The sequence below is a fragment of the Domibacillus epiphyticus genome, assembly GCF_001975785.1.
GTDB lineage: Bacteria > Bacillota > Bacilli > Bacillales > Domibacillaceae > Domibacillus > Domibacillus epiphyticus.
The window spans coordinates 1-22,974 of sequence record NZ_MSFI01000033.1 but is presented as its reverse complement, the minus strand read 5'-3'; the positions used below and the strand labels follow the sequence as shown (position 1 = coordinate 22,974).

15 protein-coding genes, 1 rRNA gene, 4 pseudogenes and 1 riboswitch are annotated in these 22,974 nt (G+C 35.8%); of the genes and pseudogenes, 8 read left to right on the top strand and 12 right to left on the bottom strand.

What is annotated here, in order from left to right:
• Window positions 1–101, bottom strand: a 16S ribosomal RNA gene (locus BTO28_RS17335); the annotation flags it as partial.
• 653 nt (window positions 102–754) lie between these two features.
• Here BTO28_RS17335 and BTO28_RS16380 point away from each other — a divergent pair.
• A complete protein-coding gene (locus BTO28_RS16380; protein ID WP_076768270.1) occupies window positions 755–1,009 on the top strand; it encodes a hypothetical protein in 255 nt (84 codons plus the stop codon).
• 216 nt (window positions 1,010–1,225) lie between these two features.
• Here BTO28_RS16380 and BTO28_RS16375 read toward each other — a convergent pair whose 3' ends face one another.
• Window positions 1,226–1,963: a GGDEF domain-containing protein gene (locus tag BTO28_RS16375; RefSeq protein WP_076768268.1), complete on the bottom strand. Its 738-nt coding sequence runs from the start codon at window positions 1,961–1,963 to the stop codon at window positions 1,226–1,228.
• A 389-nt stretch (window positions 1,964–2,352) separates the two neighbouring features.
• Here BTO28_RS16375 and BTO28_RS16865 point away from each other — a divergent pair.
• A pseudogene (locus BTO28_RS16865) lies at window positions 2,353–3,424 on the top strand (IS3 family transposase).
• A gap of 103 nt (window positions 3,425–3,527) precedes the next feature.
• Here BTO28_RS16865 and BTO28_RS16360 read toward each other — a convergent pair.
• From BTO28_RS16360 to BTO28_RS17225, 4 genes and pseudogenes are all read right to left on the bottom strand, one after another.
• Window positions 3,528–4,070: pseudogene (locus BTO28_RS16360) on the bottom strand (manganese catalase family protein); the annotation flags it as partial.
• A gap of 308 nt (window positions 4,071–4,378) precedes the next feature.
• On the bottom strand, window positions 4,379–5,014 hold the full coding sequence (locus BTO28_RS16355) for a GGDEF domain-containing protein (RefSeq protein ID WP_076768264.1): 636 nt from the start codon (window positions 5,012–5,014) through the stop codon (window positions 4,379–4,381).
• Window positions 5,015–5,492: 478 nt separating this feature from the next.
• Window positions 5,493–5,711, bottom strand: a complete 219-nt coding sequence (locus BTO28_RS17965) for an HNH endonuclease signature motif containing protein (RefSeq protein ID WP_408606687.1) — start codon at window positions 5,709–5,711, stop codon at window positions 5,493–5,495.
• Between the two features lie 195 nt (window positions 5,712–5,906).
• Window positions 5,907–6,080: a hypothetical protein gene (locus BTO28_RS17225; RefSeq protein ID WP_158068844.1), complete on the bottom strand. Its 174-nt coding sequence runs from the start codon at window positions 6,078–6,080 to the stop codon at window positions 5,907–5,909.
• Window positions 6,081–6,406: 326 nt separating this feature from the next.
• Here BTO28_RS17225 and BTO28_RS16345 point away from each other — a divergent pair, with 326 nt between their 5' ends.
• Together BTO28_RS16345 and BTO28_RS16340 are read left to right on the top strand one after the other, a co-directional pair.
• Window positions 6,407–7,456 (top strand): HD-GYP domain-containing protein, encoded by a 1,050-nt coding sequence (locus BTO28_RS16345; RefSeq protein WP_083711728.1) that lies wholly within the window; start codon window positions 6,407–6,409, stop codon window positions 7,454–7,456.
• 264 nt (window positions 7,457–7,720) lie between these two features.
• Window positions 7,721–8,168: pseudogene (locus BTO28_RS16340) on the top strand (divergent PAP2 family protein).
• Window positions 8,169–9,078: 910 nt separating this feature from the next.
• On the opposite strand, the gene BTO28_RS16330 reads toward BTO28_RS16340, so the two are convergent.
• From BTO28_RS16330 to BTO28_RS16320, 3 genes are read right to left on the bottom strand one after another with little or no spacing between them, the layout of a single operon-like run.
• Window positions 9,079–9,471: a carboxymuconolactone decarboxylase family protein gene (locus tag BTO28_RS16330; RefSeq protein WP_076768256.1), complete on the bottom strand. Its 393-nt coding sequence runs from the start codon at window positions 9,469–9,471 to the stop codon at window positions 9,079–9,081.
• 15 nt (window positions 9,472–9,486) lie between these two features.
• Window positions 9,487–11,115 carry a thiamine pyrophosphate-binding protein gene (locus BTO28_RS16325; protein ID WP_076768254.1) on the bottom strand — a complete coding sequence of 543 codons (1,629 nt, stop codon included), beginning with the start codon at window positions 11,113–11,115 and terminating at the stop codon, window positions 9,487–9,489.
• 14 nt (window positions 11,116–11,129) lie between these two features.
• Window positions 11,130–13,397: an EAL domain-containing protein gene (locus BTO28_RS16320; RefSeq protein WP_076768252.1), complete on the bottom strand. Its 2,268-nt coding sequence runs from the start codon at window positions 13,395–13,397 to the stop codon at window positions 11,130–11,132.
• 323 nt (window positions 13,398–13,720) lie between these two features.
• Between BTO28_RS16320 and BTO28_RS17960 the strand changes: the two genes are divergently transcribed.
• Both BTO28_RS17960 and BTO28_RS17735 read left to right on the top strand, forming a co-directional pair.
• Window positions 13,721–14,254: a transposase gene (locus BTO28_RS17960; RefSeq protein ID WP_408606686.1), complete on the top strand. Its 534-nt coding sequence runs from the start codon at window positions 13,721–13,723 to the stop codon at window positions 14,252–14,254.
• Complete coding sequence (locus tag BTO28_RS17735) at window positions 14,191–14,799, top strand: transposase (protein ID WP_269843881.1); 609 nt, start codon at window positions 14,191–14,193, stop codon at window positions 14,797–14,799. Before BTO28_RS17960 ends, BTO28_RS17735 begins: the two co-directional genes overlap by 64 nt.
• 245 nt (window positions 14,800–15,044) lie before the next feature.
• On the opposite strand, the gene BTO28_RS16305 is transcribed toward BTO28_RS17735, so the two are convergent.
• Both BTO28_RS16305 and BTO28_RS16300 read right to left on the bottom strand, forming a co-directional pair.
• A complete protein-coding gene (locus BTO28_RS16305) occupies window positions 15,045–16,709 on the bottom strand; it encodes a putative bifunctional diguanylate cyclase/phosphodiesterase (protein ID WP_076768246.1) in 1,665 nt (554 codons plus the stop codon).
• A 990-nt stretch (window positions 16,710–17,699) separates the two neighbouring features.
• Window positions 17,700–18,068 (bottom strand): PilZ domain-containing protein, encoded by a 369-nt coding sequence (locus tag BTO28_RS16300; RefSeq protein ID WP_076768244.1) that lies wholly within the window; start codon window positions 18,066–18,068, stop codon window positions 17,700–17,702.
• A gap of 358 nt (window positions 18,069–18,426) precedes the next feature.
• Between BTO28_RS16300 and BTO28_RS16860 the strand changes: the two are divergent.
• Both BTO28_RS16860 and BTO28_RS16290 read left to right on the top strand, forming a co-directional pair.
• Window positions 18,427–18,975: pseudogene (locus BTO28_RS16860) on the top strand (IS21 family transposase); the annotation flags it as partial.
• A gap of 1,010 nt (window positions 18,976–19,985) precedes the next feature.
• A complete protein-coding gene (locus BTO28_RS16290) occupies window positions 19,986–21,491 on the top strand; it encodes a diguanylate cyclase domain-containing protein (RefSeq protein ID WP_158068843.1) in 1,506 nt (501 codons plus the stop codon).
• Between the two features lie 542 nt (window positions 21,492–22,033).
• On the opposite strand, the gene BTO28_RS16285 is transcribed toward BTO28_RS16290, so the two are convergent.
• Complete coding sequence (locus BTO28_RS16285; protein WP_076768240.1) at window positions 22,034–22,306, bottom strand: helix-turn-helix domain-containing protein; 273 nt, start codon at window positions 22,304–22,306, stop codon at window positions 22,034–22,036.
• 171 nt (window positions 22,307–22,477) lie between these two features.
• A riboswitch (cyclic di-GMP riboswitch) is annotated at window positions 22,478–22,562 on the bottom strand.
• Between the last annotated feature and the right edge of the window lie 412 nt (window positions 22,563–22,974).

Sequence of the window (22,974 nt, the reverse complement as noted above, 5' to 3'; positions counted from 1 at the left end):
CGCTGCCCGGAACCGAGCACGCGCGGTCAAGTCCGCTCGACTTGCATGTATTAGGCCCGCCGCCAGCGTTCGTCCTGAGGCAGGATCAAACTCTCCAAAAAGTAGTTCGATTGCTCATTTATTTTCATTTAAAATGACGGGCATTTCAAATGAAAAGTCTAATTCAAAACGTTGACGTTTTATTGATTTTGTTCAGTTTTCAAAGATCAATTTCATTCGCCATCATTATCGACAGCTAATTAATAATACCATTATCAAAGATTAAAGTCAACTGCTTTATTTAATCTAAGAATAACTATAACTATTTGATAGACTGCTGCTATCCTTGACTATCTTTAACATTAGATACACCTTTTTATGGGCGTATTAATATGATACAGATAGAAAGTCAATATTTTTTGTGAAATAATTTTTGTAAATAATTTATTATACTTTCAAATCAATACGATTTTTCATAAAGCCACTGTATTTAGCGGCGGATTAACAATATAACATTTTACCGAATGGAAATCTATATGGTTTCAACAAAAGATTTATTTACCAAATATACATACTCTCCTTCATTTCTCAACAGGTGGAGGGGGTTCTTGCTGCCTTGCAACATAATAGCATTTATATTGTATTAGACATATAGAAAATTCTTCAGATTTAAAAATCTGAAGGCTTTTTTTAGGTTGTAAGTTTTGAATTTACCTTGTAAAGTTAAATTCCTTAAAAGGAGAATATATAAAAGTATGACTACTGGAGGTCGCCTATGGAAATTACATTTTATGTTCTAAAATGCGGCGAGCAATATGTGCGAACAAATGCAATAAGATCAGGCTCTGTTCACTTAACTAATCGCCTAGCAGATGCGGATCGTTTCGGCAGCGAAGAATTCGCCAAAAATTTTTTTCAATCTCTAATGATCAATTCTAAAGATTATATGATTGATTCTAGTATTAAAATGGATACCGTTAAGATCGTCAGCGAAATCTTGAAAATTGAAGATAATTTTAAAAATTTGTGAACCTAAGCTAATAGATATTCACTTCATGTAAGACTGTTCCTTTAAGGTTTTACTGCTTAGACTACACCGGCGAATCTGAAGCAAATAATCGCCCCTTTAAGGGAGCGATTATTTTTGATGTAACATAATAGAAATTTTGTTTCATTATAAGTTCAAATTTATATTTAACTTTCTTGAACTAACTCAAGGATTATTTCAAGAAGAAATATAACTCTATCAATAATAATTTCCAGAGGCAAACGTGTAAATTCGATAATTGTTTTTCCCGTTTTTCTTAGCTTGATACATTGCTACATCAGCATATTTAAGTAATTTTTCGGATTTATCAACATCATCCTTTGCAAATACATTTCCTATACTCGATGTCACCATTATTTCGTAATCACAAATAATATAAGGACTTTGAAGCTTTTTAATAATTGTTTCTGCAGCCAATATCGTCTCTTCATAATTTGTTGAGGGTAATAACACAGAAAATTCATCACCTGCTAGTCTCGATACAGTATCTTTTTCCTGAACACAAACTTTTAGTCGATGAGCAACTGCTTGCAACAGCACATCCCCTACGTCATGACCAAAACTATCATTTACATTCTTAAAACCGTCCAAATCAATTAATAAGATCGCTGTGTCATTTTCAGTTAAATTCTCTTTTAATGCTTGTTCTATTCGTTCAAAAAATTGCATTCTATTTGGTAAACCTGTTAGAGAATCATGATTCGCCAAATAATAATATCGTTTTTCACTTTCTATTAACTTTTTCAGGAGTTTTTCTTCCCTTAATAATGCCCAAACGAATAATATTATAATTAAATAAGCTCCTCCATCATTTATCAATTTTTCCCCAATGCTATTTTGACGTATATCAAAAAATTGAATTATCTCATCCTCCACCAATTCTTTCAATATTTCTAAAATTGTAAGGGCTAGAATTAATCTTAGAACTGATTTCATATTGTCCCCCTGGAAACCCAATTTTCGTAATAGCGCATACCTTAGATTTGTAGCATGAACCCCTCATCTTTCAATATATTCACTTTTCACGCAAGATAATAGTCCTAGACTAAATTTACTATAAACCTAAGGATATATATACAAAAAAACCATATAAAACCTGAAAAAAATATTATAAAATTACCTTGTTACTCTAATAAGACATATTACAAAAGCTCCTCCGACTACTCACAAGAAAAATAAATAAATATTTAGTTAAGTTGCGAACAACCAGAAAACGCCCCAGATCTTTTAAAGGGACTGACCTCATAGGGCGAGACAAATAAAAACACCTTTAAGTTGAAAAACGGGTATGGAATACCTAAATACAACTTGGGAGTGTTTTTTCTATGAGGACAAGAGTCAGTTATCCAGCAGAAGTGAAAATGAAGGCAGTTGAAATGCGATTAGCAGGGGCGCCTGTTAAAGAAGTGATGGAACAACTAAACATTCGAAACGATACACAACTGAAAACATGGCTGCGTTGGTATAAAAATGGTGAATTCCATCGTTTTGAACAACCAGTGGGAAAGCAATATTCCTACCGGAAAGGCCCGGAGTATAGAGATGAGACGGCGAAATTACAAGCAGAAATTCGTTATTTAAAGCAACAGATTGAGGTTTTAAAAAAGTACAAAGAGTTGGAGAGGAAGTGGTACCGGAAAAAGTAGTAACACTAGTCGAAGAATTAAAAATGACAATGCCTATCTGGAAAATTTGCCAGCACCTTGGCGTTCCAAGATCCACTTATTATCGCTGGAAAACGAATCGTCCAAATGGCTCATCTAAACAAGCGATAGAACGGAAAATTGGCGAACTGTGCAGGGGCAATAAATTTAGATATGGCTATCGCAAAATAACAGCCTTATTGAATGAGAAAATCCAACATTAACCATAAAGCCGTGCGGCGTGTTATGCAAAAATACGGCTGGCAATGCCGGGTGAAAGTAGAGAAACGCAAACAGACGGGGCAGCCTTATCACATTGCCGGCAATCTGTTGAAACGGAAATTCCAGGCAGACCGGCCACTCCAAAAACTTGTACTTGCCTTTTGGCCAGAAACAATTATATCTTTCAAGTATACAAGATTTATTTAAAGCTCCCCAGTCTGCCCAAAGGATGTACGCTTCACGATCAGGGATCCGTTCCGTTTATACATCCTATGTTTACCAGAGGGAAGTCAAAGAAAAAGGCATGATCATAAGCATGTCCCGTAAAGGAACGCCCGCTGATAATGCCCCCATCGAATCGTTTCATGCCTCGCTAAAGTCTGAAACGTTCTACCTCGACAATTTGAGAAACACTACGACAGCCATCGTAGAGCAAACTGTCGAGAACTATATTAATCATTGTAACCATACCCGTATTCAAACGAAACTAAACAACCTGTCGCCGGTACAATATCGGCAACAGGCTGTTTAAAAGGTGTTTTGATCCCTGTCTCAAAAACGGGGTTCAGTCCCTAAAATCCGGGGCGTTTTCAATGCAATTTATGTTGCATTTTGAATTAAATTTTATCGTGAGTTGCATTTAGGCTTTTATGCTGCTGCATCGTATCACGGGCAATTAGCCAGGAAAGCATATCACGTACACCACGGTCATTCGTCATTTCATAAAGTCTGCAGACCTGTAGCCTTCCTTGTGAATATGCCGTCAAGTTTGCCATAAAGTAAGCTGAAAGATTGCCACTGGCTATAATGTAATCAGCCTTCCAGCGGTTTCCCTAACTATCAGCAGGCAAAGACCGAGCCCAGAAACAATAACTTGCTAGGACTCATTGCACCGATTATAGGATCTTTTACAGCCTCTTCCCAACCGGTGCTCCATCAAGCAGCCTTGCAATCATGGTCGCAGCATTTCAATGTGAGCCAGCTCTTCTGTGCCGGTATCTATAAGCAGGTCTTTATATTTTCCATCTCCTCTGACATTCCAGCCTTGAAACAAGGATTGAAGCGCTACAGATATCTCACCAAACGGTCCCCCTAAAACTTCTTGTAGCTTTCTTGCAAATACTGGATCAGGACGTTCTGGTCGCTTGATACTGTAGTTCTTTAATGTGATAAGACATCGCTCACTATTAAGTAGTTACTATTCACCACCTTATGCGAAACTTAGATGGAGTGATTTTAATACCTAGTCAATGTCTCTTTATTCAAAATTACGCCTAATATTTCTAATGAAACAAAATTCTAGTTATGTTGCATTTAAAACTATAGAACATTTTAGGTTAACAAAAATTCGTCTATTTCCTTACCTCATCTTTCAAGATGCCTCTAATTTTTCTGTATACAACAAAATTACATTTATGGTGCACTCCCCTGCTTTTTATTCCTTCATTTTTAGTATATACCGGCTGTTAGATCAAATTTTTGGCTTCTAATTCTTCCGTTTTACTTTATACATGTGACTGTCAGCAATACTTATTAATTCATTTAGTGTTCTTGCTTCATCTGGATATACAGCCATTCCTATTGCTATACCTAAATCAGACGTAATTTTCGGACATTTTCCCAATTCTTTTGTTACTGCAAATTCAATGATCTTTGCTTGATCTTTATAAACATCAGATGGAGATACAATGACAAACTCATCTCCACCCCATCTTGCAATGATTTCTGATTTATTTTGATTGGCGAGAAGAGTATTAGACACTGCTTTTAAGACAGCATCTCCCTCTTCATGACCATAAGTATCATTTATCTTCTTGAAGTTATTTATGTCTATAAGCAAGATGTTGATCTTCCTATTACTCTTTTTTGATTGACTGACCATTTTTGAGAATGATTTATAAACAAACCTTCTGTTATAAACTTCAGTTAAAGGATCCTTTTCAGAAAAAAACTTGGCTCTATCATACTGTTTGCCAAACCACCAGGCAATAGAAACCATTACCGGCAATCCTATTTTTTCAATGATTTCTACATGTCCATTTACTATAAAATAATAGCTTATATATGAACAGTTAATGATAAAGACTAACGTTGCTGTTATTATTCTTCCGGTATATTTCATTATGATCACCTTGTTATTGTTTATAGTAAAATATACCTCTAAACCCACTACTTGTATAGAGCACCTTTCAGTACTGCCAAAACCTGCACCATTTAATATAAGCAGCAGAAAAAAACGATTCTAAAAATTGGGAGTGTTGTAAAATACAACAAAACATCATTTATATTGCATCTAACTTCAAAAAAAAAACAATCTTTAAAATTTAATACTTGGTCTTTGTTATTTACTATGAGGTTTTTAGAAAGAAGAGTTCCTGAAGAATTTATTCCAACGGAATTAAAAGAACGTGCGGAAAAAGAAAAGGAGCAATACCAAAACCCTATTTAAAATAGGGCGGAAATAAACAAAGAAATTATTCGATTTGGAATCTGCAAAGGCAGAAGTCCATTTTAAAGCGACAGGTATTGGTTATCCTGTCGCTTCTTTTAGTGTTATTCTTGTAGGAAAAGACCGTTATCACCTTAATACAAGTACATTTCTATTGTATAGACTTCTTCTTTTTATTGAAAATGCACCAAGCGTATTCAAGGTACTTGGGATCTAGCTCGTGAACTATGTTTAATGAGGCTTGGTGATAAGGTTCATCTTCTTCAAAAATACAATGAACTGCCCTTGTTTCAAGGTCAATGGCAAAGTAAAAATCATCAAATTGCGAATGACAATTTGGACATAAGACGATTAAATTACGGGTTATCATCGCCTTTGTGCAGTTTATTGTACGGTTGTATATGATGTGCTTCAGCCATATATTAACCATTTGATTTTCTAACACGATAGCTATATAACTGGCATTCGTGATTATATTTTTCTTTTAGTTGTCTAGCGATATGAGAATCTCTGACTAACCTTTGGATCGTCACTTTTGTTTCGGCGTGTTGTCTGTTGTTTTCCATTATGAAATGCTAAGGTCGTTTTCAGGCGAATATTCTACAAATTCAATTGCATCCGTGTATTGAGTTTCATCTGTTGTATTCGTTGCTTCATTTTCGTTATCATCCTGAAGTTCTAAAGGACTTATTTTTCGTTCTTCCATATATTTATAGGATACATTATCACTAAAAATCATCCTCCAGAAAATAATCCAACATTGCTAGCCAGCTCATTGAAGATCGCTATAACATGTTCAAGAATCAAGGCTTGTTTTAATAGTGCAACATTCGCCGATGAACTCTTCGTGTGGCGTGCGCCAGTCAAGATATTTTCTTGGTCGGTTGTGGAGCAGCTGGAGAGCCCGGCCTAGCTCGTCACCTGTCACCTTGTTAAAATCGGTGCCTTTTGAAAACAAGATTAACCAGGAGATTATAGAATTTTATTAAATGTTCTAAAACTTTGTCAATGTTTGTCGAAAAAACTAATATAAAGATTAGGGTAAACTGGAGTTGAGGATGTTTTATGACAATGAAAAAAATCCTGTGTGTTACATGGAAGTTATTAGGTATATGTGCGGCAGCAGCAATGATTCTGGCCCTGGTTTTTGGAAAAGAACCATTTTTTAGCCTTCAGCTGCTTCTCTTCACCTTACTATTCGGCTTGGTGCCTTATACTGTTTTACACCACTTTTTAAACGAAGAGACACAGCGGCGGTTCTTCGGGTTAAGCGCTACAATTATTATTGCGCTAATTTATTACAGCACCCCTGTTCTTGGTATTTCCTTGTTTTTCATCCCGCCCATTTTTGGCATGTTGTTTAAAAAGAAAGTCTATCTTTTATACTCGTACATAACGACGTTGCTCTGCTATTTGCTAGTCACATGGCTCCATCCAGAAATAGTTTTTGACTATGTGGAGGTCATCAGCTACTCAACACTGTTTTTGATTTATTTAACACTACTCTACTATGCAACGGTCATGATGACGAATGAGGAGAAGAAAAATAGCTTGTTTACGAAAACCATGCAGGCCTTAATCATTGCCGTTGAGGCAAAAGATGCCTATACCGAGGGGCATTCTCTTCGAGTATCTGCTTACTCTCTTTCATTGGCTGAGAGGTTAAATCAAAATGGGTATAAAATTAATATTGAAGAACTTCGGGTCGCTTCTATCCTGCATGACATTGGGAAAATCAACATTCCGAGTGAAATACTCCAAAAAGAAGATCGGCTCACAGATGAAGAATACGACATTATAAAATCCCATTCAGTTTTAGGATATAACCTTGCTCGCGAGATGGAATTCCCTCAACAAATTTGGGAAGCGATTCTTTATCACCACGAAAGGATGGATGGGAAAGGGTACCCCCATCAGTTGAAAGGGAACGAAATTCCTTTGTATGCCCGAATTATTTCAATTGCTGATACATTTGATGCGTTAACCACTACTCGTGCATACCGGTCTGCGTTCTCACCAGCAAAAGCAAAGGATATAATGATCGAAAATGATGGTACACAATTTGATTCAAAGTTATTGAGACATTTTATTGATATAATTCCATTACTCATGTAATCAAACCGAGCTTCTCTTTAATAAGACAGGTCCATCCAGATACCGACACATCGGCGGAGCAGAAGCAGTCATCAAAATCTTTGGTTTTAAAACAGTCATTGATTCTGGACAAGACCATACTACGTTAACTTATTTAACTGCCTTGCAGTCATTCAAGAAGCTGGAGCCTCTTTTAAGATAGCACATGGACAGGAGCATCTCGCCTGATCCATCTTCACGTTTATACCGATAACGTTTAAGGTTTATGATGAATTGTTTGATGGGATGAATCGGGGAATTATAACTGCGCTATCGCAATCGGCATTGCACAAGGATTGAAAATTTTAACGACAAGAAGCTGACAGGGAAGTGGGACTTAATCCAGGCTTTAACAACGGGGGTATGCCAAGTTCGCACTCTGCGGGTGTGACGGCGCTGGCACCTTATATAGCAGTGAATAAAGGTTGGCGGCATACGGAGACATCACTTGCAACCTTGTTTAGAGCGTAATTGTAATGTATGATGCACAGGGAATTCCACACCATACAGGTGAAATTGCGAAGATAGTGAACGATCTTGAAGATATATGGTGAAATTTTCTGGTGAATTTCCAAGCTTTGAGTATGTGGAGCGGGGAAAAGAGCTGTACGAACTCCTTGGCCATCAACCTGTGGTAGTTGGAGTTGGTGCATTTCTTGGCGTTGTACTGGGGCTTGTTTCAGCGAAAATCTAAAATGGCGAGAATGGCGTACCAACCTAAAGTAAACCCATGATAGTTAAAATATATCACTCTTGTAAAGTTGAACTTTCCGTTTTCGATTTAAAGAGCATGCTTCAAAAACACAGCGACCTTTTCGTTTACAAGGAACACGCCCGACGATAGGACTCGAACGGGTACAGAAAAATTATTTCGACACTTTTTGCTTTCAGATTTAAAATCTGGCGGCTTTTTTGTATTGGCTATTTCTTTCTTCATAATAAAGGTCTCCTTATCCGCTATTATCCTAACCGTCGATGTGGACTCTTGGGGGAGAGAGATAAGCCAGTTGAGCGATGACCCTTCATGCCGAACCCCGGATCACATATTCCGACTTTTGTCGCTCGGCCTTGCAGGTCTCGCAGCCCAGCTCCCTTGTGCCTATTCTTGCTAATGATTTCCAACCATACAATGATCATTGGCGCCTCCGTTACATTTAGAAGACTAAGTGATTTTTTTTAAAGCCACTATGTTTAGCGGAGGGAGGATTTACAATATAACATGAGGAAAATTAAATCAAATGATTGCACATATTTTCTTTATTTGATATTCGTTGAGTTAAAATGAGAACTATTATTTTAAAATTTACGTAAAATACAAATGGCTTCATACAAACACTTATTAATAAAAACATCTGTTGTTTATGCAAATGCTTAATTCTCCAAATGCCCAAAGACATAGTAAACGCCGCTACCATCCCTGCTACGCCTTCTAGTTGCAAATGACCATAAAGATTCCCCGTTACCACTGGTTAATAAAAGAAATAATATCCCTTATTATTATTTAAAAGCATTAGAGTTCGTTAAAAGCCTATAACAAAGATCATTAAGGTGACTCTCCGATTTTCCCGTCTAAAACCAGTGCATTTCACCAATTGCTCTTCACGTTAATTAATTTGCATTCCCTTATCTTTGATAACTTCTTGGACTACCCTTAAAGAATTCAAAGCACGAGGATAACCAACATACGCAGTACATTGTATGATAACTTCTAGTATTTCATTAGGCTTTAACCCAACGTGTAAAGCTGTATGTGTATGAGCTTTAAGTTGTTCATACGCCCCTTGTGTTATAAGCGCCGTTAACGTAACGATTGCTCTTTGCTTTTTCTCTAGACCTGATCGTGAATAAATATCAGAATAACCTATCATTACTAAATTCGCCACATCAGGATGTAGCTGTTTTAGTTGCTCATAAATATCTGACCCACTAGCTCCCATCATTTCCTTCATTGTTTCGATACCTTGATTAATACGTTCATCCCTATGTTTTTCAGACATTCCTCTTTTTCCTTTCTAGCCCCGCTTCATAGTTGGGGGAATTTCATATGGGTCAACCATAATTTCTACAATTGTGGAGCGATTTGCTTGAATAGCAAAGTCTAAAGCATCATGAATCTCCTCAATAGTTGAACAGCGAAATCCATGCGCACCAAGGGATTTCCCAAATAAGGCTCCATTAACTGGAATATCATACGATGTTCCTACTGCTTTACCTAAGTGAGCTGCCATTCCTTTATCCACCATATCCAATCTCTTATTGTTTAAAACCACAAAAATAACTGGGAAATTATAATTTACAGAAGTGGATATTTCAGTCCCATGCATTAAAAGACATCCGTCTCCTGTTAAGCATACAATGTTACGATCCGGACTTGCTGCCTTGGCACCAATTGAATACCCTATCCCATGACCCATGGCACCAAAATAACTATCGAAGATAAATGTACCCGGTTGATGGATATCTAAGTCACGTATAGCAAAAAATGTATGGCTTCCACAGTCACCAAAAATCAACGATTCTTCTGGAATTCTAGATTGAATAGTTTTAATCGCCAATCCAGAAGATATATATGGCTCTGTATAATAATGATTTGGATTTGACTGTATTCTATTAATAATAGAACTTTTTTTAGGCGTTCGATCGCTTGTTAATTCTAAAATTTTTTCAACGTTTGCTCGGAGATCTCCTAAAACAGCAATAGTGGGGACCGGAATGCTCTTTCCAATGAAAGTAACATCCATATCGAAATGAATGATCTTTTTTGGGTACATTTCCTTTGTGACGCCAGCAAGACTCATATCTGACAATCGAGTACCTATAACAACCATAACATCTACATTTTGTTTGGCGAAGTTATCTGCTTCATGTGTTCCCCCCAATCCAAAACCACCTAATGAAAGATCATGTTTTGTCGGAAATGTTCCTTTTCCACTTGGAGTAGTCATTACAGGGATATTCCAGCGATCGGCAAATTCCTGTACTTGCTTATAGGCTCTAGTTGAATGTACCCCTTTCCCTAAAAATAATAAAGGATTTTTCGCTTGATCTAGTATCCTAACAACTTCGCTTAAATTTGACGAAATCATTGGTTGAACACTATTTGGTAATGGAAGATCAAAAGGTTCTATTTCTTCCATTAACACATCTGCCGGGATGTTTAAGTGCACTGGTCCTTTAATTCCTGTAAAAGCTTGTTCTACAGCATGACGTAGGTAAGTATGTAACATATCCCCTCGTTCTACTGAATGACTAAATTTCGTTACGGGTTCAAATAATCGAACAATGTCATTTCCAAAACCTGAAGAATCCTGTCCAAGGGCTTTTCCTGTTGCTTTTACTGTTGGATGCCCCGTGATAAATAATACCGGAGCATGAGAAGCCTTTGCTTGTGCGGCGGATGTTATCATATTGGTTCCTCCAGGTCCTGAAGTTCCAATAGCTACGCCTAATGTCTGTGAAACAAGTGCAAATCCAGCAGCTTCAAACCCTGCTCCTCCCTCATGCTTACTTAATACATACTGAATATGTTGGTTGTCCAACTCAACAATCAGGGGAGTGACGGCTTTTCCTGGCACCCCAAATACATGTGAAACTCCCCATTTTTTTAAGTGTTTAGTAATAATAGATGAAACTGTAATCATTTTTGTAACCTTCCTTAACCATGAATATTTGAAGTGCTCTTCGAATTGTTATTTCTAAAGAATTTATTTTCGAATTGCATAGAGGTAACAGGTTCACTATACAAGAACCCTTGGCATTCATCACAATGGTTACTAATGAGAAATTCCAATTGCTCTACCGATTCTACCCCCTCAGCAATTACAATTAATCCTAATTTATGGGCCATAGTTATAATGGTGTCAACTATATTGGCATCACTAGTGTTCTTTGTAATATCCTTAATAAATGAACGATCTATTTTTAAACGGTTAATAGAAAAGCTTTTTAAATAACTTAAGGAACTGTACCCCGTTCCGAAATCATCAATTGAAATTTGGATACCTACTTCGTGCAGCTCATTTAGTATACGAATTGAATGGTTGGCATCCATCATCATACTTTCTGTTATTTCTAAATCAAGGAATTCTGGTGCCAATCCTGTTTCTGTCAATATTTGATTTACTTGGTCAACTAATTCTTGAGAGAACTGTTTGCCTGATAAATTTACAGAGACTTTTATAGGAGGATACCCGGCCTCTTGCCATTGTTTATTTTGACGGCATGCCTCTCTAAGTACCCATTCCCCTATAGGAATAATTATACCGGTTTCCTCACTTAATGGAATGAATTCCTCGGGTCCCACTAAACCGAGTTGAGGATGCTTCCACCTCACTAGAGCTTCGACACCAACTAGTTGACCAGTCCTTGTGTTTATTTGAGGTTGATAAAACAATAAAAGTTCATTATTTTCAATAGATTTCCTCAAGGCATTTTCCATGAGTAGCTTTTTTTGAGAATTAGAATACATAACAGGATTAAACACTTGGAGGTTATTTCCACCGTTTGACTTAGCTTTATACATTGCGCTATCAGCATAAATCATCAGGTTTTCTATATCCGTACCGTCATCTGGAAAAACCGCTATACCGAAGCTGGCTGATATGTACAGATCTAAACCATTTATCAAAAATGGTTGGTCGAAACTAGAGAAAATAGACTGTGCATGATTCTGTATGGACTCTCTAGAGCCCTTTTTCGGTAAGAGAAATACAAATTCATCCCCCCCCATACGCGCAACCATTTCTCTATCTGAGTAAAGACATCTCTTTAGCCGTTCAGAAACTTGTTGAAGTAATCTGTCCCCTTCGGTATGACCAAAAGTGTCATTAACATATTTAAAGCGATCAAGGTCTAGAAATACAATAGCAAGCTTTTCATTGGGATCTCTTATGACATCGATTTCATGCAAAAGTTGCTTCTTAATTAGTCTACGATTAGGCAACCCTGTTAGTTCATCATGATAAGCCATATAATTAATTTTTTTTTCAGCTTCAAACCGCTCAGTAATATCTCGAAACTGCCCTAATGCACCAATTAATTTTCCCTTATAATCATAAATCGGCAGAGCATCGAAAAGGCACACTATTTCTTTATTATTTTCAGGGCTATGGAATACAAGTTGTTTGTCTTCAAATTTTTCATCCTCTTTTAACACCTTTTCTATAAATTTATTTAACTTATTTAGACAGGAAATATGTTTACCCAGTACTTCTTCTTTACGGAAATTTGTTATTTGTTCAGCACATCTATTAAATTCTAGGATTACTCCATTCGTATCTGTAGCGACAATAGCATTTCGTGTTGTATCAATTAGATTTTGATTTAAGACTTCCAATCTAGTATTTTGCATACGCAAAAGTAACTCACGCTCTATAGAATCAACCATTGTAATGAGCATCGCTAGGAAAAATGGATGTTTATACTCTATAGCAGTCATTATGGAGATAGTTCCTAGTAGACTATCTGGTTTGTTATAATAAAAAGGGACTGAATAACAGGCAGAATTATGAAAAAAATGATGATAATGATCATCACCCACCAGTTCTATTGGTGAACGATATTTCAATGCTAGGTTTACTACGTTTGTTCCGGCCCAAGTATCAGAAAAATGAATTCCAACTTTAAAACCTGCGTCATTCATCATGTCTTTAATCTCTTGGTCTCCATTAATTTGAAGTATGACACCGTCATCGTTACTTATTGAAATTAATAAGGGTATCCCTTTACCTTTTATGGATTCTAGAAACTGATTCATAAAGAAGCCAGTGATAGAAAGAATTTCCTCGTAAATAGTCAATTTTTTTTCAAGCTCTTCGCTTGGTATAGACTTAAAAGTAGGAACCACTGTTGGTTCTAAACCAAGCTGTTTACAATACTGTTTAGAATTTCGGACAATAGTTGGCAGGTCAACAAAATGAAGCATGTTTTCTTCCTCCGTGTTACGTTACTAAATAAATCATTACGGTTGATAATTTATATACTTATGTTAACTACATTATCATGTCAGTAAGTCATATACTAGTCGAATATTGTTATAACTAGTCGAATATCATTGAGAGCATACAATATGATGTGTAAATGAATAAATAGAAAAAGGAAGACCTTTTCTTGTAGAATTGAATCACCACAAGACAATTCACAGAAAAGAGGTCTTCCCTATGAATCAGTTTACAACAGATATCGTTAACACTCTAGTGAAAAAACAAGATATTGCCGAAGTATTCCGTAGAAACAGCCGTCAATACGCTGCTGGCGACTGAATTAACTGCGTTTTTATATTACGAGAAATATGATCGAATGGGCTTTAACTCAGGCAATTTTCGCCACGGTGCGTGTTCCCGGACGCTACACAAAGAATACGGTGATTTGGAGAGTAAGATCCCACGTGACCGCAACGGCGAGTTTAAGCAACGGACGGTGGCGCCTTACCGGCGCACGAATGGATACGCTGGACTCCTTTGTGATCCACATGTTTCAGAAAGGGTCATGATGAGCGAAATCTCCGATCTGATCGAGAAAATGTACAGCCCTCTCTTCACACCACAGATGATTTCGAATATGACAAAAGCGATGGCTGAACAGGTTGAAGCCTTCAAGCAGTGTGCGCTCAGCCCACGCTATGTCTATGTTTACCTGAATGCAACCTATTATCATGCCGTCAAGCGAGAAACCGTCTCGAAAATAGGCTGTCTATCTGTCTGTCGGCATCCGGGAAGGTGGCTCATGGGACGTGCTGGCATACACCCTTGCCCCTACAGAGTCGGAGTTTCAAATTACTGAAAAGCGCTTTAAACGTTGATAAATCAGTCTGGAAAGAGCTGCTTCTGGATATCAAGGAGCGTGGGGCAGCTGAAGTCCTTTTGTTTATTTCCGATGACCTGAAAGGGCCAGCCGACAGTATTTTTAGCGCCTATCCAGACGCCCAATACCAGACGTGCCTAGTCCATCTTGCCCGCACGATTGCCCACAAAGTACGTGTGGCAGAACGTGCTGAAATCTGTGGCGGCTTCAAGTCTGTCTACCGCGTGGAAAGCGCAGAGGATGGAAAAAACACTAAATGCATTCAAGTGCCAAATGGCAAAGCGCTTATCCAAAAGTTACGAAGTCGCTTAAAGACAACTCAAACTTTTTACGTTCTACAGCTTTTCGAAATCCATCTGGAGAAGCCCGTACTCAACAAATTGATCGTGTCGTTTAACAAGATGATCAAGAAATACATAAAACGCAAAGAACAGTTTGAAGAAGCGCTGAAGAGATTTCTAGCTTCACAAGTGTTAGGTGAGTTGGATAGAAATACCAACTCATTAGGAATGAAAATCTCCTAACCGATAACGCATTTGTCTTTTAGTTTAAAATTTAATAATATAGCTTAATTCAATTTCTTAGGAGGTTTATAACTACAGCAAGGCAAAGGTTTACATGATATACTCTCGCTGAAGCAGATTCATCCCCTGTATAACTGCTAAAAATGCTAGGCTTATATACCGATTAGCTAGGGTGAATTGTTTGTCACTTGTAAAGTCTTTTTTTCTTAGTTAAAAAAAAGGAAAAAGACCTAAATTGGTCTTTTTTAAATTTCATATTTAGTTGCTAATATACTTTCTATTTCTTCTGCTGGTAAAGGGCGCGAAAATAAAAATCCTTGTCCCATTTGGCATTGATTATGTACCAAAAAACCAACCTGTTCTCTATTTTCTATTCCTTCAGCAATGAGCATAAAATTCATACTATGCCCCATTTGAATAATTGTTTTTACAATCGCCTCTGTATTAGTACTACTCAACACATCTTTAATAAATGACTGGTCAATCTTAAGATAATCAATGGGTAATTGATTTAGAACATTTAGCGAAGAATATCCTGTACCAAAATCATCTATTGAAATTTTAACCCCAATCTCTTTTAATTTCCTAATAATAGGCAATACTTTTTTTACATCTTGCATAATGCTTTCAGTAATTTCTAATTCAAGATATTGGGGTGCTAATCGATTTTCACGTAGTATTTCTTTAACATCTTCTATGAAACTAGCATTTTGAAATTGAACACTAGATACGTTAACCGCAATACGTAAACAAGGAAGACCTGATTTTTCCCAGAGTTTATTTTGTTGACACACAGTATTCAGAACCCATTTCCCAATGGGATTAATACGACCTGTTTCTTCTGCTAAAGGGATGAATTCGGCAGGAGAAATTAAACCAAATTCGGGGTGATTCCATCGAAGTAATGCTTCTACCGCTATTATGTCACCTGTCTTGAGATCGATTTGTGGTTGATAGTATATCCTAAACTCATTATTAGAAAGGGCTGTTCTTAAGCCATTTTCGAGTTTTAATCTCCGATCATTTTTGGAAGAAAAAAAATGATATGAGTTTTTCCTTTCTTTTGAAGTATACATGGCTGTGTCTGCGTTTTTAATAAGTGAGTCAACGTTAGCTCCATCATCTGGAAACATACTAATCCCGATACTTGGGGTTATTACATATTCTTCATTCTTTAAAATGAAAGGAACTGAAAATTTGTCCAGAATGCGTTCGGCCACTTGTTTTACCTCATCCTTCCCAATTACATCAAGCATGATGATAAATTCGTCTCCCCCTTGCCGAGCAACAACATCTCCCTTACGGACAGTCGAAATCAATCGTTCTGTCACTTGTACTAGTAAAACATCACCAACCGAATGTCCTAATGTATCATTAATTAATTTAAATCGATCCAGGTCAAGAAACATTACAGCTATTTTTTGTTTATGTTGTTCATATCGAGACAAAGCTTTATTTAGGTGTTTATAGAGCATATTTCGGTTAGGTAAACCTGTTAATGAATCATGATAAGCCATCGCTTTAAGATGTTTAGACCTTTTCTTTAACTTTTTATTCAAAAACTCAAGTTCCAATTGTTTTTGAGAAATCCTTCTGTGTTGATAAATTGATACAATTGTAAATATTACTTTAATAATTGATACCATTAAAAATATTTCTACATCATAAGAGTTCCATTCTCCCTTATAACTCTCCTCTGTAATGGTTCGTATTAAATGGATCGCTATTGAGATTAAACAAATAATAATTCCACCGTAACTTTTTAAATGCGTAATAATCAAATGAATTGATATTAATTGTATAAGCCACGCGGTCTCGAAGGTTTTATATAAGTCAATTACCAACGGGATAAATAAAAAGAAGGCAGCAATTAACCAAATTCTTATAGGTATTTCTCTTAAATCCTTCATCCTTCTCCTCCTTACAACAAAAAAATCCAGCCACTAAAAATTTGAAAAAGGGGTATATAATCTTGCTCTGGGGCATTAAACCTTGGTCAAGAAGACTTGTCTAAAGTGTACCAAAATTTAAATAATTCAATTCATTTCAATTGTACTTAAATTTCCCTTTTAGCAGTTTTTTATATTTTCCATGCTCTTAATGAAAAATTAATTAAATAGAGCTAATAATCCATCACAATTAGCACTAATTTTCGTTTTGTTCAACAACGATATCGTATTTGTTCTGAAAGAAATGTTGAACCTGTACAGAAAGATCTTTACTCTTATATAAGAGGATTTGTAACCTCTTATTCTGCTTCACTAATAAAATCAATAATTTAAATCCAACCTTCATTAAACACTTCTTCTAAGACATAGTTGTAGTTTAAATTCAAAGAAGCCAAACCTTTTCTCGCTCAGGGTAAGGATTATAACACTACATCAATTATCCTAATTGTAATCGCATTTAAATACCATAATGAGCGAAGCTATATATTAGGGGCTGCCTATACTTACGAAGATAAGGGGGATGGTGGACCACATCTAGCGAAGTAAATAATATTCAATGCTTTTAGTGCATGTTTAAAAGATGATCTACACTTTCCTATTCATTCCTCAAGGCATATAAAATATGAAGACGCATGGTTTTAAGCAACCTACATCAGAGGTAGGAATTGCATGCTAAGAATGACTTACCAAGATACCTTTAAATCCGAGCAAAAAGAAAAGCCTTGAAACCATAAGGATCAAGGGGTTCAGCTTGTTAATACAAAATTGCATGTACTGCTTGAGCTCCCAAGGTGAACTTGTCTGTGAAACAGACTATATACCAATTTCAATATTCTTCTCAATGAGCGGTCATTAGAAAATTATAAAAAAAGGCAAAATTGAAAAGAAGTAAAATCCTTTACTCTGGTTTTGATGAGAAGTAACTGTGATTTAAGCTCTAATATAAATATATTATTGCTCACCTGATGTAACTTTATAGTCTGGTTTTGTTAGGGAAGCTACTGATTGAATGTATCCCATATTAGCGGATACAATCTCAACACCATAAACATAATTGGTCATCTCTTTTCTTTTCCAAGCAAGAGTCCCTACTAGTTGATTTTTCATACCGAATATTTCGAAGTCCATAGACACAGTCAGCTCTTTTGTCACAGGGAATTTCAGACGTGATGAAAAACGCAATCCATTTAAACTAATGTTTTCTACCTGGATGAAGGCATTGTGATCTGATATATATTCATTTTTGAATTTATGGATTTTAACAGTTCCTTTGACGGGAATGTTTAAATCTTTCCTTGTACTTCTTCGATTCCTTACCAAAATATTCCCCTCCTTTATAGTATAATATAACTAATTTGAAAATCTTTCAATTATTTATTTAGCTTATTTTTGATGTCTAATTTAGATATTATCACCGCAAAACTGTTAAATATATTTCTTATTTATGGCGGCTATCTGAATTCAAAAGTCCCGTTTGTCGACCTGGACTTTCCTATTCTTCATATGGCCTATTGAATTATCCGCCTATTTTTGAGATACAAATTAAAAAAGAAATGCTAGTTTAAATATGAACGCTCTCGCTTGAATAAATATAACAATTTTAATTGGATTCCTCATACTAATCCTGATGTGATTAGTATTTATGTGACACCCTAAAACTATTAATGAAGAACCTAAAAACGTTGATCGACGAACCATTGAAGAGTATTTAGACGGCTTTTCACCGAAAATAAAACATCCAGAAAAGATGTCTATTACGAGGTTATTGCGGCTCTTCTATCAGAAGAATCCAAGAAGGTTTTTTACTATAAGCGTATTCTTTGGCAATACTTGACCGATAACCACAGGTTAAAGAGCAGTCTGCCTTTCGCGCCTATCAAGCGAAAGCCAGAGTTTGAATCATACTTCTGTTTGAAACACGTGAAGGGAAAAAAGTAGAAGTGAATGTGACCATGTTGCTTCTTTCTTACTCAAGATTCGGGACTTTTCACCTGAGTATTTCGAAGTCACGTCCTGCTTTCTTTTTTAACGGAGGCGTTTGAATCGTTCGGTCCGCGATTTTGGTTTCCGGGTCCAGCCCTGCATCGCAGGACGGCCAAAGACAAAAGGAAAAGTAGAAGCGCCAATGAAATTGCTGGATGATATCCATGCCTATCAAGGGAAATTTAGTGTGGAAGAGCTTCATCAGTTTATTCAACAATTCCTGCCTTCAGTTTCTCAGTTTTACTTTAATTTGTTCTACACTTCTTCAACTAGTACCACGACCAATAATACAAAAAAACACCACTAAGTTATTTTAGGTATTCCATACCCGTTTTTAACTAAAGTTTTTTTATTTGTCTCACTATGAGGTCAATCCTTTAGAATCCGGGGTGCCTACTACATAATTACTTTTTGATTGCGTCAACGAATGTCTGATCCTTTTTAAAATTTCTTTTAGTTAGCATCTCCTTTATTTTCTAATCTTTTTAAAAATATACGTGCGACTCCTGGGGCAAATTGAGTATCTATAGTTTTGCGAATTTCATAATTTCTTTTCACTTCGGTAATCACATTTAGAGTCAGCGCATCATTAAATCAGCTACCTCCTAATTTGGGCACATAAACACACAATTACAACTGAACTCTTATAAGCAAAAGTTAGGACTTTTTTATTTTGAAGTATATTCAGGAGGACCAGTTTGTTCATTTAAACAAGATTATTTTATTTGAGAGCTATCTCATATCTTTTGGCTTACTTATCAGGACCAATAAAAACTGGCTATTAGTTGAATAAATTATACATGTGGGCGGGGAAATATATTAATTACTCTAAAAGTTTGTTGAAGTTTGCCGAAAGTACTGTTATACGGGTATTAATAGTTAGAGTTTAAAGAATGAGTATTAAAGAAATTCTTAATTAGCAATTAGATTGACATAGCAGATTGTATCTTTTTTTGAAGTCACAGAGCAGATAGTAAATTAGAAAGAGAATTTAATTGAAGCCGTCAACAGTAGGAAACCTGTTTTATAGCATACAACGGATACGAAGCTTTTTATATTTTTCTAATAATTACAAAAATCGAAGTCTATTAAGATCCTTAGTCACTGAGAATTTTTATAGGCACAAGGAGACTGTTAATGGAGGACACAATTCATATTCACAGTGAGCATAATCTACTCTTGGTTATCTTGTCAATCTTCATTGCTATCTTTTCATCATATACGGCTCTTTATCTTAATAGCAGGTTAGAGTCATTGGAAAAATGTATCGTGAAAAAATATTGGTTTGTAGCTGCTTCCATTTCAATGGGAAGTGGAATTTGGGCTATGCATTTTATTGGAATCCTAGCATTAGAACTAAAAATGGTCGTAAATTATAATCCATTTTTAGTTCTTGTATCTATGATTTTACCAGTTATAACGTCTAGTTTAGCTTTTTTTATGCTAAGTCGAGAGGTAAATAAGAAACTGTTAGTTTTAGGTGGCACTGTTTTAGGAATAGGTATTTTGTTGATGCACTATATTGGAATGGAAGCGATGATAATGAACGCAGATATTAGGTATGATCCATTCTGGCTTTCATTATCTATCCTTATTGCAATCCTTGCTACTAATCTAGCTGTTCAAATATTGATGGCATTTAAGGACAAAAGAAAGAAAATATGGTTAAGATTCTTGGCGGCTTACATACTTGGGATTACAATCTCTAGTGTGCATTACGCAGGAATGAAAGCAACGATCTTTCTAACTGAATTTGATTTACACCAAAAAAATCCACAAGACTCAGAAAACATTGCGTTAGCAATAAGTATCGGGATTACAATTTTTTTTATACAACTATTTATTTATATAAGTCTTTATATGGACCAACAAACCTCCATGAAAATAAAAGAAAGTGAAGAACGCTATCGTCAATTAGTTGAACTATCACCTATTGCCATAGGTATTCACAAATACGGAGAGGTAACGTATATCAATCCTGCTGGAATGAAACTTTTGGGTGCAAATGCTGCGGAGGATGTTATAGGTAAAAATATATTAACCTTTATCCTTCCAGATTATCATGACACAATTAAAAAACGTTGGAAAATAATGAACCAGAATAATAAACATGTAGCATTTTTAGAAGAAAAAATGCTGCGGTTAGATAATCAAATAGTTGATATTGAAATTTTGGCCTTGCCAACAATGATTAACGGAAAGGAGTATGTCCAAATTTTATTTCAAGATATAACCGAACGAAAAAAGATGGAAGAAATGATTCATAGATTAGCATATCATGATACGTTAACCGGATTGCCAAATAGGCGCTTGTTTGAAGAACGTCTCCATAAATCCTTACTAGTTGAACCATCTGACTTTAAAGTGACTGCGGTCATGTTTATTGATCTGGACGGATTTAAGCAAGTCAATGATATATATGGCCATGATACTGGGGACATATTATTAATTAATGTTTCAAAGAGGTTAAAAAATTGTGTTCGTGAAAATGATACAGTAGCTCGATTATCAGGAGATGAATTTACGATTTTGCTAACAGACATTACTGAGAGTGATGTTGTTCATATAGCAAAAAAAATAATTAAGGCGTTAGGAACTAATTTCAAAATAAACGATGATAACATCTATGTTACCCCAAGTATTGGAATTTCCCTCTGTTCTGATCATGAGAAACATGGTAAGTCACTCATCAAAAAAGCTGATATAGCGATGTATCAAGCGAAACAATTGGGTAAAAACAATTATCAATTTTACCGTTAATTTATGGAAATACAAACAAATAGTTCCGTTCGTGTTATACCCGTGACGCCTACAACGATTTAAATCAACTGATCACTTATTAAATACATTCCAGTCGATTGTCATGTTAGCCATGTTGTTTACTGCTTTATTATGCATCTCCTGAGTATATAAACTTTCAGAATTAAACACACAATCGTATCGGTTATGACTCCAATACTTTTCTCTGCGTTATGAATGACACTAGTTGAAGGGATTTTGCCTTGTGTGTTCGAATTTTTCACCACGTGATTATCAGAACCAGATTGACAAATCCCTGGCTAGTACTTGTTACTTCGTTTTAATCGATTATATTTTATTCTATTAAGCTTAACATGACCAAGTGTTGTTTTTGTCACTTTTTATTCCTACTGTGTTATTAAAAAGTGTATTTATTGTGTGGCATATAGCACCTTTTTTTCTACATAAAAATAGCACCCGTAATGGATGCTACAACATGATGTATTTGTTTACCAACTATTTGTTCCAACGTTTGTCTCGAAATTAAAAATGAATAACACTGATTAGTCTTTATCTACAATTATTAACTGCATATCCATTGCATCTAATATATTTATGACTGTTTTTAAAGTCGGATTTACTCTCATTGTTTCCAATCTCCCAATAGAAGCTTGATCTAACCTTGTCATTTTCGCAAGGTCAACTTGGGTAAGTCCTTTTTTCTTTCTTACATAAATAAGGTTTTGAATAAATCTACTTTCTTGTTTTGAGATTCTCTGTCTTATGGCGGGTTTGCTGGTTTTTACTAATAATGGTTCTTGTTCTCTTATTCCCATTATTAATTTCTCTTTCTAGGCTTATTTCTAGCCAAAATAGAGCAAGTACTTCCATTATCAAATATATTACAAAAATTACCGTTACCCCACTTTAACGGGATAAAAAATCCTCTTATGATGTTTTGCGACACAAAATATTTCCCCCTATAAAAAAATTGTACGGACATCATATTCGATAACTGGCTAGCGTAGCAGAGTCACCTTAGCCCCTTCAGTTTTGCGTCATCACTTTTCAGCAACTTTGCCTTTTCGTACAATATATGGGTACATTTCCATTATAAACTGATATGTCTACTTTTTGAATATATTTGTTCGAAAAATTGTTACAAAAATAGCGCTCCGATTACGAAGCGCTTCCTCACCATTATGGTTTTTCCTTTTACAAAAGAAATAAAAAAATAGCTATTATCCATCGATTTAGGAACATATATTCGTAATACAACGATACATTAAAAATCAGCCAGTGACAAAACAAGACAAGATACTTTTCTGAAGGAATTTTTTCACTATTTTATTTATATTGAGGCAGTTTCGCTGGTCTGCATAATAACTGCATATAACATTCTCTTACCCATGAAAATGTCAAGGGGATATAAAAAAGAACAGCTTCCGCTGCTCTTTTTGTTTGCCTGGCGGCGTCCTGCTCTCACAGGGGGAAACCCCCAACT

What these genes read in the sequence shown, in the direction of transcription:
- BTO28_RS16380 (WP_076768270.1), top strand. Translation starts at nt 755, where the DNA reads ATGGAAATTACATTTTATGTTCTAAAATGCGGCGAGCAATATGTGCGA.
- BTO28_RS16375 (WP_076768268.1), bottom strand. Translation starts at nt 1,963, where the DNA reads ATGAAATCAGTTCTAAGATTAATTCTAGCCCTTACAATTTTAGAAATA.
- BTO28_RS16355 (WP_076768264.1), bottom strand. Translation starts at nt 5,014, where the DNA reads ATGAAATATACCGGAAGAATAATAACAGCAACGTTAGTCTTTATCATT.
- BTO28_RS17965 (WP_408606687.1), bottom strand. Translation starts at nt 5,711, where the DNA reads ATGATAACCCGTAATTTAATCGTCTTATGTCCAAATTGTCATTCGCAA.
- BTO28_RS17225 (WP_158068844.1), bottom strand. Translation starts at nt 6,080, where the DNA reads ATGATTTTTAGTGATAATGTATCCTATAAATATATGGAAGAACGAAAA.
- BTO28_RS16345 (WP_083711728.1), top strand. Translation starts at nt 6,407, where the DNA reads ATGACAATGAAAAAAATCCTGTGTGTTACATGGAAGTTATTAGGTATA.
- BTO28_RS16330 (WP_076768256.1), bottom strand. Translation starts at nt 9,471, where the DNA reads ATGTCTGAAAAACATAGGGATGAACGTATTAATCAAGGTATCGAAACA.
- BTO28_RS16325 (WP_076768254.1), bottom strand. Translation starts at nt 11,115, where the DNA reads ATGATTACAGTTTCATCTATTATTACTAAACACTTAAAAAAATGGGGA.
- BTO28_RS16320 (WP_076768252.1), bottom strand. Translation starts at nt 13,397, where the DNA reads ATGCTTCATTTTGTTGACCTGCCAACTATTGTCCGAAATTCTAAACAG.
- BTO28_RS16305 (WP_076768246.1), bottom strand. Translation starts at nt 16,709, where the DNA reads ATGAAGGATTTAAGAGAAATACCTATAAGAATTTGGTTAATTGCTGCC.
- BTO28_RS16285 (WP_076768240.1), bottom strand. Translation starts at nt 22,306, where the DNA reads ATGGGAATAAGAGAACAAGAACCATTATTAGTAAAAACCAGCAAACCC.